18 protein-coding genes and 1 riboswitch are annotated in these 17743 nt (G+C 48.0%); of the genes, 8 read left to right on the top strand and 10 right to left on the bottom strand.

Annotation, left to right across the window (positions count from 1 at the left end; genetic code table 11):
• Positions 1–93: 93 nt before the first annotated feature.
• Positions 94–453 (bottom strand): DUF2642 domain-containing protein, encoded by a 360-nt coding sequence (locus H1S01_RS11630; RefSeq protein WP_188040655.1) that lies wholly within the window; start codon positions 451–453, stop codon positions 94–96.
• Between the two features lie 205 nt (positions 454–658).
• On the opposite strand from H1S01_RS11630, the gene H1S01_RS21980 reads away from it, so the two are divergent.
• From H1S01_RS21980 to H1S01_RS11645, 5 genes are all read left to right on the top strand, one after another.
• The gene (locus tag H1S01_RS21980) at positions 659–787 is read left to right on the top strand and encodes a hypothetical protein (protein WP_279286998.1); all 129 of its coding nucleotides are present in this window, start codon (positions 659–661) and stop codon (positions 785–787) included.
• A 59-nt stretch (positions 788–846) separates the two neighbouring features.
• Positions 847–969 carry a hypothetical protein gene (locus H1S01_RS21985; RefSeq protein WP_268892124.1) on the top strand — a complete coding sequence of 41 codons (123 nt, stop codon included), beginning with the start codon at positions 847–849 and terminating at the stop codon, positions 967–969.
• Positions 970–1105: 136 nt separating this feature from the next.
• Entirely contained in the window at positions 1106–1816 is a 711-nt protein-coding gene (locus tag H1S01_RS11635) for a YetF domain-containing protein (protein WP_207732303.1), read from the top strand.
• Between the two features lie 214 nt (positions 1817–2030).
• Positions 2031–2879 (top strand): 4Fe-4S binding protein, encoded by an 849-nt coding sequence (locus tag H1S01_RS11640; protein WP_188040656.1) that lies wholly within the window; start codon positions 2031–2033, stop codon positions 2877–2879.
• A 16-nt stretch (positions 2880–2895) separates the two neighbouring features.
• Positions 2896–3204 carry a hypothetical protein gene (locus tag H1S01_RS11645; RefSeq protein WP_188040657.1) on the top strand — a complete coding sequence of 103 codons (309 nt, stop codon included), beginning with the start codon at positions 2896–2898 and terminating at the stop codon, positions 3202–3204.
• 53 nt (positions 3205–3257) lie between these two features.
• On the opposite strand, the gene H1S01_RS11650 is transcribed toward H1S01_RS11645, so the two are convergent.
• Both H1S01_RS11650 and H1S01_RS11655 read right to left on the bottom strand, forming a co-directional pair.
• Positions 3258–5093 (bottom strand): APC family permease, encoded by a 1836-nt coding sequence (locus H1S01_RS11650; RefSeq protein WP_341479090.1) that lies wholly within the window; start codon positions 5091–5093, stop codon positions 3258–3260.
• A gap of 108 nt (positions 5094–5201) precedes the next feature.
• Positions 5202–5339: riboswitch (cyclic di-AMP (ydaO/yuaA leader) on the bottom strand.
• A gap of 673 nt (positions 5340–6012) precedes the next feature.
• Positions 6013–6231, bottom strand: a complete 219-nt coding sequence (locus H1S01_RS11655) for a hypothetical protein (protein ID WP_188040659.1) — start codon at positions 6229–6231, stop codon at positions 6013–6015.
• A 117-nt stretch (positions 6232–6348) separates the two neighbouring features.
• On the opposite strand from H1S01_RS11655, the gene H1S01_RS11660 reads away from it, so the two are divergent.
• Positions 6349–6702: a DUF2512 family protein gene (locus H1S01_RS11660; protein WP_188040660.1), complete on the top strand. Its 354-nt coding sequence runs from the start codon at positions 6349–6351 to the stop codon at positions 6700–6702.
• A gap of 153 nt (positions 6703–6855) precedes the next feature.
• Here H1S01_RS11660 and H1S01_RS11665 read toward each other — a convergent pair whose 3' ends face one another.
• The gene (locus H1S01_RS11665) at positions 6856–7596 is read right to left on the bottom strand and encodes an SDR family oxidoreductase (RefSeq protein ID WP_188040661.1); all 741 of its coding nucleotides are present in this window, start codon (positions 7594–7596) and stop codon (positions 6856–6858) included.
• A gap of 190 nt (positions 7597–7786) precedes the next feature.
• Here H1S01_RS11665 and H1S01_RS11670 point away from each other — a divergent pair, with 190 nt between their 5' ends.
• Complete coding sequence (locus H1S01_RS11670; RefSeq protein WP_188040662.1) at positions 7787–7942, top strand: DUF1540 domain-containing protein; 156 nt, start codon at positions 7787–7789, stop codon at positions 7940–7942.
• Positions 7943–8039: 97 nt separating this feature from the next.
• Here the strand turns inward: H1S01_RS11670 and H1S01_RS11675 are convergent, their stop codons facing one another.
• From H1S01_RS11675 to H1S01_RS11695, 5 genes are all read right to left on the bottom strand, one after another.
• Positions 8040–11156 (bottom strand): efflux RND transporter permease subunit, encoded by a 3117-nt coding sequence (locus H1S01_RS11675; RefSeq protein WP_188040663.1) that lies wholly within the window; start codon positions 11154–11156, stop codon positions 8040–8042.
• 11 nt (positions 11157–11167) lie between these two features.
• Positions 11168–12550, bottom strand: coding sequence for an efflux RND transporter periplasmic adaptor subunit (locus H1S01_RS11680; RefSeq protein WP_188040664.1), 1383 nt, complete (start codon positions 12548–12550; stop codon positions 11168–11170).
• 149 nt (positions 12551–12699) lie between these two features.
• Positions 12700–13509: a DUF2680 domain-containing protein gene (locus H1S01_RS11685; protein ID WP_188040665.1), complete on the bottom strand. Its 810-nt coding sequence runs from the start codon at positions 13507–13509 to the stop codon at positions 12700–12702.
• A gap of 102 nt (positions 13510–13611) precedes the next feature.
• Positions 13612–15168, bottom strand: coding sequence for a sensor histidine kinase (locus tag H1S01_RS11690; RefSeq protein ID WP_188040666.1), 1557 nt, complete (start codon positions 15166–15168; stop codon positions 13612–13614).
• A gap of 11 nt (positions 15169–15179) precedes the next feature.
• The gene (locus H1S01_RS11695; protein WP_188040667.1) at positions 15180–15890 is read right to left on the bottom strand and encodes a response regulator transcription factor; all 711 of its coding nucleotides are present in this window, start codon (positions 15888–15890) and stop codon (positions 15180–15182) included.
• Positions 15891–16108: 218 nt separating this feature from the next.
• Here H1S01_RS11695 and H1S01_RS11700 point away from each other — a divergent pair, with 218 nt between their 5' ends.
• Positions 16109–16774, top strand: a complete 666-nt coding sequence (locus tag H1S01_RS11700) for a hypothetical protein (protein ID WP_188040668.1) — start codon at positions 16109–16111, stop codon at positions 16772–16774.
• Between the two features lie 35 nt (positions 16775–16809).
• On the opposite strand, the gene H1S01_RS11705 is transcribed toward H1S01_RS11700, so the two are convergent.
• Entirely contained in the window at positions 16810–17727 is a 918-nt protein-coding gene (locus tag H1S01_RS11705) for an N-acetylmuramoyl-L-alanine amidase (RefSeq protein WP_188040669.1), read from the bottom strand.
• Positions 17728–17743: the final 16 nt, after the last annotated feature.

Consider the following 17743-nt stretch of genomic DNA (forward strand, 5'->3'; position numbering starts at 1 on the left):
ATTCATTGGTTAGCTTTAGTCTGTTACTTCCTAATTACACTAATTCATAAACGAAATTAGCGTGATCCATAATCTTGGATCACGCTAATTTTTTTAGGGGCGATATGAAATGGGGAGACCTTCAAAATACACGATCTGATCGATCCGAAGGTGGATGGCTCTATCGTTTCCGATATTCAGTTGAATATGATCGGTTGCCACACCGGTCAACACCCCTTCTACTTTACCCGCTGTCGTCATCACAACCATCTGTTCACCGCTATGCCGGCTGATATGATCGATAAAAACGGGTTCGATTATGGTTACATATTGATTCGGTTGTGGCACCACCGGAACCGTATGTATCGGTGTACACAAAGCAGGCATTTGATTTACGTAAGCCGGTTGAACGATCGGATGTAAGCATACTGGAACGTCCTGTGGCTTGATAGAACTTTGGCATTCCTTAACCATGGAACAAATCCCTCCCTAAAAATCTTAACCTATAGGTATGCCGGAAATAACTTGACCCATTCTGCCATCTATCTCGGTAATCGGGACCTGATTAAGCTGCTAGGTGATGTTTTCTTAACGGATATGAATTGTAACCATTTGAAGTCATTAGCCATAAATTGGGATTGTAGGTAAATCCCAGTCAAGTTTGAAAGGAGGAAGTACTATGGGTGCTGCTGTTGCTGGGGGTTATGTGGGGTTCCCAACTGTAGTCGGTCTTGTGATCGCGCTTATCATCATTGGCGCATTTTACCCTGCGATTATCGGTATTGGCTACGTCGGTAATCCCTGTTAATTTCGGTAATCTCCATTAATGTGAGTAATTCCTGTTGTTCATGAAAGGAGGCAGAAAACATGGGGGCATGCGTAACAACCGGAGGTGGCTATATCGGCAATAGCATTGTCGCTTTGGCCATCTTGATCATCATCATCGCCATCCTCGGCACTGGTTTTGGACTCGGCTTTGGTGCTTATTAATTCAATAAATGCGAAAAAGGCGTGGGCCCTTTGGGGCTCACGCTCTTTTCTTTGTCAGCTTCTCTCCCAGAGTAAGTAAGCTTTGAATAAATTGATCACGCATACAACAAACTATTACTCTGAGGAGGTAAAAAACATGGGAACATTCTCGTTTGTATTGATTCGTTCTATAGTTATATTTCTCTTTCTGATGCTATTAACAAGGATTGCAGGCAAAAAAATGCTTTCCCAGATGACCTATTTTGACTTTGCAACGTCAATCGTCATCGGCGCTATTTCGGCTCAGTTTATTTCTCGTGAGTTGCACGGTTGGTGGGTATTATTAGCCCCTATTTTGATCATCATTTTTACGATAGCCACCGATAAGTTGACCCTCAAGAGTCTACGTATGAGAAAAATTCTGGAAGGAAACCCGGTCGTAATCATACAAAACGGAAAGATTTTAGAAGAAAATATGGCAAAGGTAAGATACAACCTCAATGACTTAGAGATGCAACTTCGCGAAAAGGGAGTCTTTAACCTGACTGAAGTCGAGTTTGCCATTCTAGAACCGCACGGTCATCTAAGCGTATTAAAAAAGTCACAATACCAGTCGGTTACCATGAAAGATTTACGAAAGCCAACATCCTATATGGGCCTAGCTTCCGAAATTATTAAAGACGGAGATGTCCTGGAACAAAACCTTCGTCAAAATAACCTGAGTTTTTCCTGGCTGTACAAACGACTGCGTGAAAAAGGGATAAACCAGGTTGAAGATGTATTTTATGCCAGCTTACAAACTGACGGGACCCTCTATGTAGACGTGAAGAATGATACCAACGAATTCAACCGGAAAATCCATGATTAGAATCAATGGCTGCTTCATAGTTTCCTATTGAACCCTCTGCCTTTACGAAAGGTTAGAGGGTTTTATGTTTCGCTATGGTTCTTCGGATCTCTTGTCCTTGAAAAATCGCTTTCTTTAACTGTCACATAACTGTAACGTGACCGTCATCAGATCGTCACTTCGTTGAGTTACCCTAGATGCAGGACGATAGCCAGTTTTTGAAGGAGGCGGTGTTATGAATAAGCATAGCATCTTCCACCCAACGCGACGAATCTCATTACTTAGAAATGCATCACTCATCGGATTCGTCATGTTGATGGAGTATTTCGGTATCCGTCACCAAATCGTCGGAGGGGGACCGCAGGGAAGTCCTCCCCTCGATAGCTATTGTGTTTTCGGCGGAGTCGAAACAGTGTGGAGTTACGTAACGAAAGGGCAGTTTCTACAAAAAACGAACCTTTCTAACTTGGTGCTGTTCACGGCTGCTGTATTGGTAACGCTACTCACAGGAGCAAGTTTTTGCGGTTGGATTTGCCCATTTGGCGCCTTGCAAGAATGGATAAGCGCTATCGGGAAAAGGCTCTTCGGAAAACAATTCACTCTGCCAATACACGTCGATAAGCCTCTACGATATCTACGCTTCGTCATCTTAGCCCTCATCCTTTACATGACCATATCCACCAATAAACTATGGTTTGAGTTCCACGATCCCTTCAAAGCGTTCTTTGGATTCGAGTTTGAATTATCTCCCGGTTTCGTCATACTCGTTCTGTTATCGCTCCTATCCATTTTTATCGAAAGATTCTTTTGCAAATACCTATGCCCGTTAGGCGCATTGTTCTCCCTGCTCAGTCCACGAAGTTTCATACAGTTAAAAAGACAATCCTCTCACTGCATCGGTTGTAATGTTTGTAACAAATCCTGTCCTATGGGTATCGACGTGGCTCATGCCGAAAATACTGGCGGAGACTGTATTCGCTGTCTTCAATGTATGGAAAATTGTCCGAAACCAGAGGCTTTGATTTTAGAGGCAGGAAAGGCCCCCTCACCTCCTATACCTCATTCCACAAACCATCGTCACTGATGAAAGGAGGTATTATATGCGATTCGGTAAGATACAGTACGGCTTAACCGTTTTGTTCATCTTCCTCTCTGTCATTGGCGGAGCAATGTCTCTAAATCTCTGGGCCACAAGGCAAAACATCCCCACGACAGCCACCGTCACCGAAGATATCCGAGGATGGATGACCTTAAAACAAGTATCCGAAGCGATGAACATACCTGTCAGTGAAGTAAAAGCGCGTCTGACCTTGCCCGTCGATACGAACGATGCGAAATCATTAAAAGAACTTTCCTCTGAGCGCGGACTATCTACGGAAGAATTTAAGGAGAGATTGTTTCAAAAATAAATCAAAAAAGCGCGTAGACCCTGGCTTTTTGGGGTCACGCGCTTTTTTGATGATTATTTGACCAGCTTAAAAGGTACCACCGTGACGACTACATCCCGGTAAAGCAGCAGGATCGTTCTCAACATCCACCCTGTCTGGTTGTGAAGCAAGCGGTGCCACCACTTTTTGGTCTCGAACTCAGGAATTAATACGGTGATAAAATCGTCAGGGCTATTCTTTTTATCAATCCGATCGATATAACTGACGAGCGGAGCGATGATCGTTCGATAGGGAGACTCAATGATCTTCAAATCAATGCTCGGCTTCCAACGATTCCATCGTTCTAGAACTTTACCGGTTTGCTCCGGGTCGGTAGAGATATAGACGGCGTGCACCTCTCCTCCCAGAACCTTTGCGTAATCGATCGTATTTTGAACCACCCTGTTGACGCCTGCGATCGGTACAATGACGATATGTTTCCGTTCCGGTCCAGGTTGACCCACTTCATTCCAGTTCACACCCAGTTGGTCGCTCACGGCAAGATAATGGGTTTTAACCTTTTTGAACACGAATATGGCCGCCGGAATAAAGACGAGTATCATCCAAGCCCCATGAACGAACTTGGAAATCACGATAACGACAACGACGATCCCGGTGATCACCGCACCGATCCCGTTTACAAATGCCCTGCTTTTTGCTCCAGCACCGCCTTCTTTTCTCCAGTGAATGACCATCCCTGTTTGAGCGATGGTAAAGGAGAGAAAAACACCGATGGCATAGAGCGAGATCAAGTGTTCCGTATTTCCATGATAGACAACGATCAGGAAGGCAGCGGCGAAAGTAAGGAATAGGATCCCGTTTGTAAAAGCCAGTCTGTCCCCCCTTGCCGAGAGATATCTCGGCATATAGCCGTCTGTCGCTAGAATGGACAACAAAGGTGGAAGCCCATTATAGGCCGTATTGGCTGCCAGGTAAAGAATGATCATCGTAGTGAATTGGATGTAATAGTAGGCCCAATTTCTTCCGAGGGTAGCTTCGGCGATCTGTGATAAACCTGTCACGTTTTCCATCGGCAAGATGTGAAAATGCATCATCAGAAAGGAGATTCCTGCGAACATAGTTCCAAGTACGAGGGACATCGAATAGGTCGTGATTCGGGCATTTTCTGCCGAAGGTTCATTGAAGTTCGGCACACCATTGGAAATCGCTTCGATACCGGTCATGGAACTACAACCGTTGGAGAAAGCCCTCAACAGGACGAAGATCATTCCAGCGGTCCACTGCTTTTCCAGGGACGCCGCAGGCAGGACTGGTTGAATTCCTGTAAGCGTCTGATAGATGCCTGTTGCGATCAGCGCAGCGATCCCAAAGATAAAGGCGTACGTGGGATAGACGAAAGCATTTGCCGACTCGCGAACGCCTCGCAAGTTGATGACCATCAGAATGCCAAAAAGTACAAACAAATCGATACCCAGTCGGATGGGATTCAATTGAGGAAAGGCGGACACTAGTGCATCGGTACCAGATGAAATAGAAACGGCGACGGTTAAACAATAGTCAGCGACGAGAGAACCTGCAGCGATTAGGGCCGGAAGTTCCCCTAGATTCCCCCTGGCCACCGAATAGGAACCTCCGCCGCCGGGGTTTGCACGGGCCACTTGAACATAGGACAAGGTTACAACAGCCAACAAAAGCAGGATTCCCAACGATACATAGGGAACAAAACCGTAGGCAAGGGCACTCGCTGCCGTTAAGGCGAGGATCACTTGCTCCGGTCCGTAAGCAATCGACGAAAGCGCATCAGAGGAAAAGATAGGTAATGCCTTCCAGTTCGGTAACTTTTCATGGGACAATTCGCGGTTGTGTAAAGGTTTACCGAATAGTAACCTCTTGATTGATCGCTGAACCACTTGAGGCTTCCTCCCGACCAAGTACATAGTGGTGGTAGTTTTACCAAAAATAAAAAAGACAGACCAATGTAGAGGCTGCCTTCATGAAGGTTATTAATGGAAATAACCTTCCCCAGTCTCAACAGCCTACGAGGTTAGCTGACGGGCAGGACGGTGAGATCATCCCTCTCTCTTCGCCAGAGAGATTAGCCCCAAAGAAACGGTTCCCCCGCTTTCGACAACGTCGAAACTCGGCTTACAATATTTAATTGAGATGAAGTATAGACCTGTATGAATCATTATGCAAAAGCAGGATTCATTAGAAATTCATCGGTACACAGACCTGGTTGGTCACCAACGAAGTTTTTGCCTTCCAATCTTACCATATCTCTGTTTATCATAGTTTTTCGTAGGAAAAGGGATACATTTCTGCCGGATAGAATTGCGGCTTCTTTTTTCATAACTTTTTCACATTTACACAGATTTTACTTGTTTTTAACTAAAAGTATTTAATTTTTCTGCTAGCATATTCGTATAAATTTACAGAAAACAACCGGAAGGGAGCGAGAATTCTGTCTACACATGTTATGTTTTGGTTAATGGTTCGCGTACCGGGAGAGTCGCAAGGATTTAAAATCATTGACTTCAGCGATATGGAATTAGATGTACGAAGAACCCGAAACGATTACATTCGTTGCGGTCTATATACAGAAAATAACTTGATCGTCCTATGCTCGGAAAATTCTCAACAAGCACTACGAAAAGCACACTTTAGCTACATACGGCAACAGCCGCTGCCCTATATTAACCAACTTTATGGTTAAATTCTACATAGGGTTCACGAACCTCCTAAAAATAAAATAACCATAAGAATTAATAGTCTCATCGACCGCTGGTACTATATCCTGCGGTTCTTTTTTTATTTGTTAGCCAATGCTTCTTAAATACGATTACAGGTCCCTAATTTGCTAAGTCTCTGTTGAAAGTCTTCTAATGTTTTTCCTGAAGAGAAGTAAATTTTCACATGATCACTCGCTAAAAATGTGCGACTCATCTTGGCTTCAGAATCTACGGTTAAAATCTCTCTTTTCACCTGACTTTCCCATACTTGAGAATTCTTATCGTCAAAATACCCTTCTTTTACAATCGAGTAATGCAATAAAAGCCCTCCTCTCATCAAGATCATTTTACGAAGTACTGACCAAAAAGTTTTTCTTATATTTTTTAGAATAAGCGTCAAGGGAAATAGAGAAACTTGAATCGGAGGTGTATTCTGTTGAACCGGACCAGTATGGCTCTCGGGATGAAGTTCTTGATGACTTTGATCGCTTCTGGAATTACATTGGGGTTTCTAGCCGGTAATTCATGGGGAAGAGTTATCCTCTTTAGTGTCTTAGCTACGGGTTTAAACTATCTGATCGGCGATCTGATGGTTCTACCTCGCATGGGAAATCTCATCGCTTCGATCGGAGACGGTTTGCTTGCAGCTATTACGGCCTACAGTCTGACTTTCCTCTTGAGAGACTTTTACACAACTACCTTTTCCCTTCTGTCATTAGCAGTCCTAGTCGCAATTGGTGAGTCCTTGTTCCATATTTATCTGCGACGTGATGAAAAAGTTATGCCATAACAAAGGAATGAAAAAAGACCCGGTTTACACCGGGCCTTTTTTACGAACTTCTGGCTCTAATCACATACTTTAAGCACATTTTTAGTGCACTTTTATAAAGAGATTCGCAGTGGAGAGCCTGAAAAGGGATGCTCGCTCATAAAAGCTGTAAGGCTATCTCCGGTTGTTCATCTGGTGAAATGCCTTATCGATCTCGTCCCTGGACATGCGAAGCGCCTTTTCTGACGTACCATAGCCGATTTCTTGATTTCCATTCCGAAGTCCCTGAAATACGGCATCGGCAAATTCGTCCAGGGGTACCCCAAAGGTATGCAGCCCCGGTCCACCCAAGTCTGTATTGACTGCAGGAGGAGCGACTTCGATCACTTCGATATTGCTCTTCGAGACTTGATGCCGAAGACTCATGCTAAAGGAATGTAACGCTGCTTTGGTTGCACTGTAGATCGGGGCAAAGGCTCCCGGTGTGAAGGCCAATCCGGAGGATATATTTATGATTGTCGCATTTTTATTCGCCGATAAAAGAGGCATGAAAAGCATCGATAAATGAATCGGGGCTTCGAGATTAATCTTGATTTCCTGCTGGTAGTAAGTCCAATCCCGGTTCGGTTCAAGAAGACTCACACGCTGCTGGATCCCGGCATTGTTAATCAACAGGTTCGTTTGCGGAAAATTCTCCCTCACCCACTGGTATAAGGCCTCACGTTCCCTTTCTTCGGAGAGGTCGCATACCCGCGTATGAAGTTCCGGAAATTTCGCTTTTGCCTCGGCCAGTTTTTCTTCGCGACGGCCGCAAATGATTACCTGATTTCCCGCGTGGATAAATCTCTCCGCCAATGCAAGTCCGATGCCCGATGCCCCGCCTGTAATCACTACGGTGTTTCCTGATAAGTTCAACTTTTCTTCCTCCCTCTTTTCCCCAATGGAATTTTGCTATGAGTTTTTCCAATCACTATTTGAGTAATACTTTTTCTCGATGTAATAGTGGTTCTCCTCTTAAGGAGTTCCTTCAACAATATCTAAATCGCCGATGGTTGCATTCTGCGAATTTAATCTGGGAACGATAGCACTGAGAGGAGGTGACCCCATGTCTCAAATCAAGTGCAGAGTCGAAGAATGCCATTACAACAAGAGCGAGATTTGTCAAGCTTCCACCATTGAGGTCCGCTCCCGTGTAAAAGACCACATGACCAGTATCTCTGATGATACCGCTTGCGAAACCTTCGTTCCGAAAAAACACTGAGATCCATAGGGCTAATAGGCTCTTTTATGAAGAAAAAGAGACCAGTGAAGTCTTGTCGCTTCGACTGGTCTTTTCTCATTTTTACTATAAGGGGAGATTAGACTTTTGTTGCTGCGGCTTCCTTCTTTCCTTTGCTCCAGGGAAGGCGCCACTGCCGGTTGCCCAATCGTTCTTTCCAGTTGTACAAATAGATGAAGATGATCGGGATGATCACCAAAGTGAAGAAGGTCGAACTGAGCAGACCGCCGATGAGGACCCAGGCCATACCCACCCGGTTCTCGGCGCCTTCGGCAACCGCTAAGGCTGTCGGCAGCATACCGATGACCATCGTCAGCGTGGTCATGATGATGGGGCGTAGCCTTGTTTTGGCCGCTTCGATGACCGCTTCTTGGGGGGGTAATCCACGAGTAACCAAGGTGAGTGAGTAATCGAGCAGCAAGGTACCGTTTTTGGCGACCAAGCCGTCCATCATGATAATCCCCATCATCGAGAAGAGGTTGAGGCTGTTTTTCGTCAGCGCTAGGGCGACTAAGGCGCCGACAAAGCCTAAGGGCAGAGAGAACATCCGGATGAAGGGCGTAAGGAACGATTCATACAATACGACCAGCACCATATAGACCAAGATGAGAGATAATCCCAAGGCACTGATCATCTGGCTAAAGGTGTCGTTCATGCTCTGGGCCGAACCGGCAAAACGAACCGTATAGGCCGGATCAAAATTTTGCGCCTTGATTTTGCCTTGTACTTCACTGACAAAGTCTTGTAAGGGACGATCCGTCAAATTGCAGGTGATCGTAATACTGCGCTGTTTATCGACGCGACGGATCGTCAGTGGACCTGTGCCTTCTTTGAAGTCTACCAGGTTGCCGAGAGGGATATTCTGGCTCCCCACAGTGACGGGAACGTTTTTGAGTTTCTGAATATCCATTTTGTCGCCGTCTTTAAAACGGACATTGATGTCGATATCGTCACCCTTCTCGGTAAAGGTTCCCGCCGTGCTGCCGCTGATACCGGTCTGCAAAGCTCTGGAAATATCGCTGATCGAGGCACCGTAATATTTGACGCGTTCCCGGTTGATCACAGTCTCAATTTCCGGTTGTCCTACCCGCCAGCTGCTGTTGACGTCTTTTGATCCCGTAGTGTCTTTCAGGATCGCCATGACGGCATCGGAGATCTGCATCAACTTGTCATTATCGGAGCCTAAAATTTCGATTGATACGTTTCCGCCGCCGCCTCCGGGGCCGCGCCCTCCGCCGGGCATACCAGCGATGGAAGAGCTCGTCTCATTGACTCGTGCTACACCGGGGGCGTAATTCTTCCGGGTCCACTGGCGCACTTCGTCACCGATTTGCCAGACTGTCCGCTTTCTTTCTTTTTTATTCTGCAGCATTACCTGGACGGAACCGGAGTTTGCGCTGAAGCGGGATTGGACCATGGTCGCTTCTGGGATCGTTCGCAGATAAGCTTCTGCTTTCGCAATCGCCTTATCCGTTTCCTCAAAGGGGGTGCCGATAGGTAATTCTATCGATACGGTAAAACTGCCTTCGTCGTTATTCGGTAAGAATTCTGCACCCACTAATTTCAGAGGGATGAGGCTGATTGAGGCTAGAAAAATGACCAGGGCGCCAGCCAACACTTTTTTCTTGTTTCGTAAGGACCAATCCAGGATTTTTTCGTAACGTCCCTTAAAGGCCAAGCCGAACCGATCGACTCGCTGCCAGAAAGGGTGATGGCTCTCCTGGTATCCCCGCTTGAAGAGTCTCGACGACAGCATCGGTGTAATAGTGAAGGAGACAAAGAGGGAAAAAAGCGTGGCAAAAACGATAGTTAGTCCGAACTGACGGAAGAATTGGCCCACCATACCTTGCATGAAGGCGATAGGCAGAAAGACGACGACGTCACAAAGGGTGATGGCGATAGCGGCCATACCGATCTCCATCCGCCCTTCCCGGGCCGCTGTTTCGGCATCTTTTCCCATCGTCAAGTGCCGGTGGATGTTTTCCAAAACCACAATGGAGTCGTCCACCAGAATACCTATACAGAGGGCCATCCCCATTAAGGACATCATGTTGAAGGAGAAATTGGCCATGTACATGACAAAAATGGTGGCGATGAGCGATGTGGGGATAGCGAGTAAGACCGTCCCCATGGACCTCCACTCTTTCAAGAAGAAGAGGAGCGCTACAGAGGTGGTCAAGATCCCTTCGAAGATACTCATCTGCGTATTGTTTAAGGCTTTATGGACATAGTCGGAGGCATCATTCGCGATAAAGATGTTGACGCCCGGTAAATCCTTACGGATTTTTTCCAGCTCTACTTTTAATGCATCACCGACATCGGCCACACTGGCATCACTTTGCTTTTGAATCTCAATACCGACAGATTCATCACCGTTCAAGCGGGTCATGTTTTTAACTTCTTTGACCTGCTCTTTTACAGTCGCGACGGTCTTGAGCGGAATGATGGCACCGTCTGCCGTAGCGATTCCTAGATTTTCGATCTCGTTCACGCTGTGGTATTCACCGAGGATGCGCAAATCATAATCTTTATCTCGATAGAGTTTCCCGGCGGGGCTGTTGGCGTTTTCAGACTTGATCTTATTGACGACGGAGTTGAGCGATACGTTATAGCTATAGAGTTTTTGCGGATCTATCTCGACAGCAATCTCCTTCTGTCGCCCACCGAAGATGCTTACATCGGCCACCCCATTGACCCGCTGCAACCGGTCGCGAATCACGTCATCAGCCAAGTGATAGGTTTCTACCTTAGACATTCCTTCGCTGGTGACACCAAGGCTCATAATGGGCTGGGCGTTGATATCTCTTTTGACCACGATGGGGTCGTCAGCACCGTCGGGGAGACGGCCTTTGACGGAGTCCACTTTTTTGGTTACATCGAGGGCCGCTTGATCGGCATTGGCTGTCATGTCAAACTCTAAGACGATGAAGCCGTTCCCCTGGTTGGCTGTGGAGGAGATTTTTTTCAGTTTGGACACGGAAGATACGGCATCTTCTAACGGCTCCAGGACCTGCTTCTCCACTTCTTCGGCTCCGGCGCCCGCGTAGGACACTTGGACCGTCACGTAGGGGGTATTCATGGCCGGTAGCAGTTCAACACCGATTCGGTTGAAACTGTAAATGCCGAGAACCACGAAAAAGAGCACGATCATGGTGATGCCGGCCGGACGCTTAATTGAAAAATCGGTTATATTCATTCTCTTCCCGCCTACTGCTGTTGTTGAGGCTTACCGGCGCCTTGACCATCGGAAGAACCTTGCTTACCTTGGCCGGCAGCGTTCGCATCGCCCGAGGCGTTTGGATCACCCTGTCCGCTGCGGTTCCCTTGCGCCCCTTGTCCTCCCCCAGCGCCTCCTTTATTGCGGCCAGAGGGATTCCCTTGCGCAGCGGGATCTCCATTGCCAGCTTTATCGGCCTCCGCGTTTCCACCTTTGTCTCCGCGAATCGGCATGCCATCACGCATGGTTTGCAGGCCGGAGGTGATTACCAGTTCGCCTTCCTTCACACCGTCGAGCACTTCCGTTTTCTTTTCTACTGTAATTCCGACGGTGACTTTTCTCTCGACGGCCTTTCCGCCTTCAGCGATATAGACCACTTTTTGTCCGCCCCGTTCCACGACCGCATCGGTTGGAACGACCAGGGTGTTATCCCGTTTCTGCGTTTGGAAATGAGCTTCAGCGAACATTCCTTCTTTGAGTTGCCTATCGGGGTTGTCGATGGATATCCAGAGGGGGTATGTTTTTGACTTAGCATCTGCGGCAGGGCTGATACGGACGACTTTCCCCTTAAATGGCTGGGAAGAAACCGCCGCGACCATCACATCTACATCCATGCCTTTTTGAATATACTTTAGATCATCTTCGTTGACGTTGCCGTTGACTTCCACCGTATGTAGATCGATGACCACAAATGGGGCTGTGCTGGTCGATACGAATTCACCGATATCGGTGTTCTTCGCGGAGATGACACCGGAGATGGGGGTAATGACGCGCGTATTTTCTAAATCGACTTCGTTCTGCCGGATCGCTGCCTGGTTTTGTTCTACAGCAGCCTGGGCTGCCGCTACGGAAGCCACGTTCATGTCATAATCTTTTTGCACGGAATCGTAATTCGTTTGAGCCGTCTCTAAATCGGTCAACGGGGTCGCACCGGAATCATAGAGCGTTTTTTTCCGGTCTAAGTTCCGCTTGGCATCGTTAATCTGAATCTGGTTCTTTTCCAACTGGAGTTTCGCTCGCTCCAAGTTGGCTTGGCTCGCTGCCAGGGACGCACGGGCCGAGTCTAATTTGGCTTGAATATCGTTGTTTTCCAGTTGTAACAGCAGTGTGCCTGCCGATACCTCTTGGCCTACTTCCCCATTTACATAGGCCACCTTGCCGGAGGACTTGGGAACCACGTTAATCTCCTGCGTCGGAGCAATTTTTCCGCTTACGACGAGGGGAACAGAAAGAGTCTCTCGGGTCACGGGAGCTGTACTTACCGCCGATACTTGCGCTTCTGCGCCTTTGGTGGTGCTGTCTGTTTTTCCACAGGCCGTCGTTGTGGCTAGAACTGATAAGGCCAGTACGAGAACTGCCGCTTTTGTCCGCAAATGTCTCCACCTCACATAATGTCCTAGCATGATTATACGGCAAAGTTGTTAAGGAATTTATAAGATTGTTGGCAATAAGCAAAAAAAGAAAAGGTCTTGGTTCATCAAGACCTTTTGTAATCTATAAACCATTGAAAAAGTTTTAAAGACTATTGAACCGGCTGAGCTAGCTGGGTTTTTGTACCTTCGTGCATACCGGGCTTATGGTTAATCATCCCGTCAATCCGTTTTTCCAAGCCTTGCTTCACTTGGTCAGCCTTTTCTTGGGTCATTTTGCCTTGTTGTACGAGGGAATCAATATTTTGTTTGGCCGCTTCGATCATTTTCGCTTTCAGGTCTTCCGGTGCAATTCCTTGGCTTTGAGCAATTTCAGCGAGGCTTTTTCCGGCTTTCATTTCATCCTTTAGTTCATTCGGTTGCATGTTCAGGATTTCGGTCACTTTTTGAAAATGATTGCCAATCATGCCACGCTTTCCGTTAGCTTTGGAGGGATCGGCTTTTCTTTCCACAGCGGCGGTGATCCGGTCTTTCAGGTTTGCTTTCATTTGGGTTGCTTTATCGCTCGTCACTTTTCCATCCTTGACCGCTTTGTCGATACGGTTCTCAGCGTCAGTCACCATCTTAGCGATCAGATCGTCCTTGGAGATGCCTTTGGCCTGGGCAATTTCTAGCATCGTTTTCCCGCTCTGGAGTTCCGTTTTCAGGGCATCTTTATCCATGCTGAAAATGGTAGCCAGATCTTCGAGATGTTTTTCGAAGGGGCCTCCTTGAAAAGCTCCATGGCCGCGCCCTGCAAAATTCCCCTTTTCACCTTTAAAACCGAAGTGATGGGAGAAAGAAGTTCCTTGTCCGTTACTGCTGGTTGTCGTATCTGTCGCTGCGTAGGCTACGATACCGCCGCAAAAGAGCGCACCGATCAAACCTACCGATACCATGCCTTTTGTCCATTTTTTACTCATCATGAACACCTCTGACTTTTTCGTTTTCTAAGGATATATCCTTAGCATCTTTAGGATACCCCGTCCGTTTCAAGCTCGTTTCTGGCAGATGTTAAGATTTTTTCAAGATTGTTCATCACTATTCGTCGACTCCGGCGGTTTTAGGGGTAAGAAAAAGGCAAAACAACTTCCCTTATCCCTGCGATTTACGGCGACGATCCGGCCTCCATGGGCCAGCACATATTCCCGGGCGATGGCCAAGCCTAAACCACTTCCTCCCGTTTCTCGCCCCCTCGATGGGTCGCAACGGAAAAAGCGTTCGAACACATGGGGCAGATGTTCCGGCGCGATCCCCGGTCCCTCATCAGCCACATATACAAGGATACCTTCCGTTTCCGAAGGTATGCTTTTTGAGCTGAGGGAAGCCGCCCTCTTCGACGTCACCGCTTCCGGAAGGCGGTAATTCTGCGCAAACTCTGCTTCTCTTTCCCCATTCAAATGCATGTTGATGAAAGATAGGACCGATTCGCCATCGATTTCTTCCGGTAACGACGCTTTTAGCAAGCCGATGTGAATCGTCCCGCCACTCGGCGAATAGTTCAAAGCATTGCCTACGATGTTGACGATGATTTGTGTCAGCCGATCTGGATCCACTGTGATGAAAAGGCTTTCTTCCCGGCAGCTCATTTTCAACTGAATATTACGCAGTTCTGATTCGACGGAAAAAATCTCGACGACCCGCTGCAATAAGGCTTTCGCATCCGTTGGAAGCAGCCGTAACGGCAGTTTTCCCGCCTCTGCCAAGGTGAGCTGGCGCAGTTCGTCAACCAAGCGGTTTAGGCGGATCACCTCATCATGAATAGGTAATACGGTCTCTACCGCTGCCGGCAAAACGCCCTGTTGGATCGATTCCAACTGACCTTGGATCACCGTAAGCGGAGTTCGCAGCTCATGAGCCACATCAGCGACCAGGTTAGTTCGAACTTGTTCCCCCCGTTGCAACGCTTCACTCATCTCGTTAAAGGCTTTGACGACGGTTCCCACTTCGTCTTGGGATGAAAGGGGAATACGTAAATCAAAGCGCCGTTTTTTTATTTCCTGGGCTGCTGCGGCTAATTGCAATAATGGTTTCGTCAATCGCCTGGCCAGTAGGTAAGTGACGATGATGGCTGTGATCGAGCTGATCAGGATGGAGACCAGAAAAGTATCCACGAGCGATGACGTTACTTTGGCTCGGATGCCTTCGATGCCGGTAGGGTTGTGGTAAGGCATCCAAAGCCCTCCCACCTCCCGCTCTTCGACAAGGATGGGCGTGATCGTTCCCTTTTCTTGCAGGTCAATATCCTGCCAGTGTTCTTGACTACCGCGAGGCCATGCGGCGATGGGCACATTATGTTCATCGAGGAGCACCATGGTGATCCGCATGAAGCGCCGATCCCGCTGTGGGTGCTGAGACATCAACGGAAGTATATATTGATCAACACCGTTCCAACTTTCACCGTTATTCAGATAGTACTCCGCTAGTGAATTTTGAATTTGGTCGGCCACTTGTTTCTGCACCATGGTTTCGTAGCGGTCGAAGATGGTGTTGGTCGCTATCATGGAGAGAGTCAGGTAGACACCGGATAGGGTGAGGATGATCAAAAAAGACCCTAATAACAATTTTGTCCGCAACCGCATCTCATCACCACCTATAATCGCTCGGAAAACTTGTAACCGACGCCAAAGACGGTAAGGATGTACCGAGGTTCTCCCGGCGTATCGCCGACTTTTTTGCGTAGATTGCTCACATGCGTGTCGATAGACCGCTCATAATTGACGTAGGCTTCCCCCATGACGATCCGCATCAGTTGCAGTCGACTGTAGACGACACCGGGGCGTTGCGCCAAGGTCTGCAGGATTTTGAACTCGGTGGCCGTCAGGTTGAGAGGCATATCTTTTAAGAAAGCTTCAAACTTTTCATTATCGATGGTTAAATCTCCGCGCTTGAGAATACGAGACTCCTGAGTCTCCGCTGTTAGCGTCCCATCGTTGCCCATGTCGTATCTCCGCAGTACCGAACGAATGCGGGCGACCAGTTCCCGCAGCCCAAAGGGCTTTGTCACATAGTCGTCAGCCCCCATCTCTAAACCGAGGACTTTATCGCTTTCATCGACCCGGGCTGTCAGCATGATGATCGGAACTTTTGAATGAGCTCGAATGTCCTTACAAAGGTCGAGGCCGTTCTTCCCTGGAAGCATCCAATCGAGCAACACCAGATGGGGCGTTTTCTCATTGACCTCTTGCAGAGCGCTTAGCCCGTCCGTTGCTTGCAGGACATGATAGCCTTCCGCCTCTAAATACGTCGTCACCATGTCGAGGATTTTCTGCTCGTCATCAACAACGAGGATAGTTATCGCCATCAGTATCACTCCATACCGCTGTATTGCGATCGATTTCTTCTCTTTACCCTATATTCTACAGAATAAACTTTAAGATTTTTATAAGATTAGAAGTAAAACGTTGTGATAGGGCTCACACATTTATATAAGTGATTTAGTTATAATTAGATTATCCCATAAGCCGATGTCTTTAGTCTCATACTATACGGACAATCCATAAAGAAAGCAGGAGAAGAACGATGAGCGCATTCCTCGGACCTATCCATTACTGGCTCTACCAAAAAATTCGCAAAGTGGTCGAACGAGAGCAACTGATCTACGAAAAAGCCTCGAGCCTTTGTGGAGACGCTGCAACGAACCTCCGTAACCAGTTATGGGAACGGTACGGTGAACCTCTCCCGGATGTGGACTTGTCCCAGCTGATTGAAGGAGAAAACATTCACGGCTGGCTTCAGTCGCAGATCACCCTGGCCGAGACGAGAGAAGCCGCGTTGATTAAGGGCCTGATCGATCTTTGCGGCGACGGTGGCCGTGACCTGGTCGAACAAGCTTTCGCCGAACACGGCGCCGAATGCGGCCGTAACGCCCGCGAGCAAGGAGAAAGCGCTGAGGGAGCCTCCCATATCTATAAAGCCCTTAATAACTTCTTGCTCAACGGTATGCCTTGCGATCAGGCCGATATGATCACCGTCAATACTGAGGAAAAGGTAGTTTGGGAGTCGGCTCTCTGTCTTCAGGAAGCCAATTGGCACCGTGCCGGCGTCGATGCTCCGACGATGAAGCGATTGTATCAGCGTTGGATCAGCGGGTTTGTCCAAGCCCTTAACCCTGACTTTGCCTACCGGCAGACGGGCGATACCACGCAAGGAGATCCTGTGAACCGGCATGAAATTATCCGGAAATAGAATGTCTCGGACTAAAAACCAAACGGCAAAGATCGTTAGTCGATCTTCGCCGTTTTTGTCGCCGGGTCCCAGGTGATCGTAAGGTTTAGCGCTTCTGCAAAAGAGCGTACCGGAACGTATACTCGATCTTGGATGTTTCGGCCCACCAGCGCTCTCTGCTCCACAAGGGCCAGCGGCGCATCAGCTCTCCCTATGCCCGATAAGGTGGAATCGAGCTTTACCACATTGGTGTTACCGTCCCAGGTCACTGACCGGTTCAGGGCATCGGACATCTCCCGGATCGAGGCCCAGAGTGTATCTCCGATCAATTCCACATTCTCAATCTTTTTGCCTGCCACAACCAAGGTCGGTTTAGCCGGATCTGGCCCCGGCTCGGGCAGCGGCGGGATAGATTCCCCTAAAAATTCAGCCACACCGGCAGCGAGTGACCAAGCGGCGTTACGTTGCCACTCCGGATCGTTCAGCAGTTGTTCTTCAGAGGGGTTAGAGATAAAGGCCAACTCAACGAGCGACGCCGGCATCACTGTATTACGTAGGACATAAAAATTGGCTTCTTTCACTCCGCGATTTACCAGTTCCAATGTATCGATCATTTTTTTCTGCAAGGCATCTGCCAGTTTCTCTCCCTGGCCGCCGAACTGCAGACAAAAGCTTTCTGTTCCCTTGGCCCTTGCATCGTCGGCGGAATTGCAGTGAACCGATACAAAGTAATTGGCACCGGTCTTGTTTGCGATTTGCACCCGATTTTGCAGGTCACCATTTACAGAATAGCTTTCGCCGCAAAAATCCACATCTTCCGTGCGGGTAAATACCGAATCGGCGACGGGTTGCAAAAACTCCCCAGCCTGTAGTGCGACAGCTAAGGTGATATTCTTCTCTTCAATTCCGCTCGGCCCCACCGCACCTGGGTCGCGTCCGCCATGACCCGCGTCCCAACAGACGATTTTTCGCATCGCTCTTCGACTCCTC

The sequence above is a fragment of the Heliobacterium chlorum genome (genome assembly GCF_014502795.1).
GTDB lineage: Bacteria > Bacillota > Desulfitobacteriia > Heliobacteriales > Heliobacteriaceae > Heliobacterium > Heliobacterium chlorum.

Excerpts from the sequence above, each read along its gene's own strand:
- H1S01_RS11700 (WP_188040668.1), top strand. The coding sequence starts at position 16,109 with ATGAGCGCATTCCTCGGACCTATCCATTACTGGCTCTACCAAAAAATT.
- H1S01_RS21985 (WP_268892124.1), top strand. The coding sequence starts at position 847 with ATGGGGGCATGCGTAACAACCGGAGGTGGCTATATCGGCAATAGCATT.
- H1S01_RS11705 (WP_188040669.1), bottom strand. The coding sequence starts at position 17,727 with ATGCGAAAAATCGTCTGTTGGGACGCGGGTCATGGCGGACGCGACCCA.
- H1S01_RS11675 (WP_188040663.1), bottom strand. The coding sequence starts at position 11,156 with ATGAATATAACCGATTTTTCAATTAAGCGTCCGGCCGGCATCACCATG.
- H1S01_RS11630 (WP_188040655.1), bottom strand. The coding sequence starts at position 453 with ATGGTTAAGGAATGCCAAAGTTCTATCAAGCCACAGGACGTTCCAGTA.
- H1S01_RS11690 (WP_188040666.1), bottom strand. The coding sequence starts at position 15,168 with ATGCGGTTGCGGACAAAATTGTTATTAGGGTCTTTTTTGATCATCCTC.
- H1S01_RS11685 (WP_188040665.1), bottom strand. The coding sequence starts at position 13,509 with ATGAGTAAAAAATGGACAAAAGGCATGGTATCGGTAGGTTTGATCGGT.
- H1S01_RS11635 (WP_207732303.1), top strand. The coding sequence starts at position 1,106 with ATGGGAACATTCTCGTTTGTATTGATTCGTTCTATAGTTATATTTCTC.
- H1S01_RS11670 (WP_188040662.1), top strand. The coding sequence starts at position 7,787 with ATGTCTCAAATCAAGTGCAGAGTCGAAGAATGCCATTACAACAAGAGC.
- H1S01_RS11695 (WP_188040667.1), bottom strand. The coding sequence starts at position 15,890 with ATGGCGATAACTATCCTCGTTGTTGATGACGAGCAGAAAATCCTCGAC.
- H1S01_RS21980 (WP_279286998.1), top strand. The coding sequence starts at position 659 with ATGGGTGCTGCTGTTGCTGGGGGTTATGTGGGGTTCCCAACTGTAGTC.
- H1S01_RS11640 (WP_188040656.1), top strand. The coding sequence starts at position 2,031 with ATGAATAAGCATAGCATCTTCCACCCAACGCGACGAATCTCATTACTT.
- H1S01_RS11645 (WP_188040657.1), top strand. The coding sequence starts at position 2,896 with ATGCGATTCGGTAAGATACAGTACGGCTTAACCGTTTTGTTCATCTTC.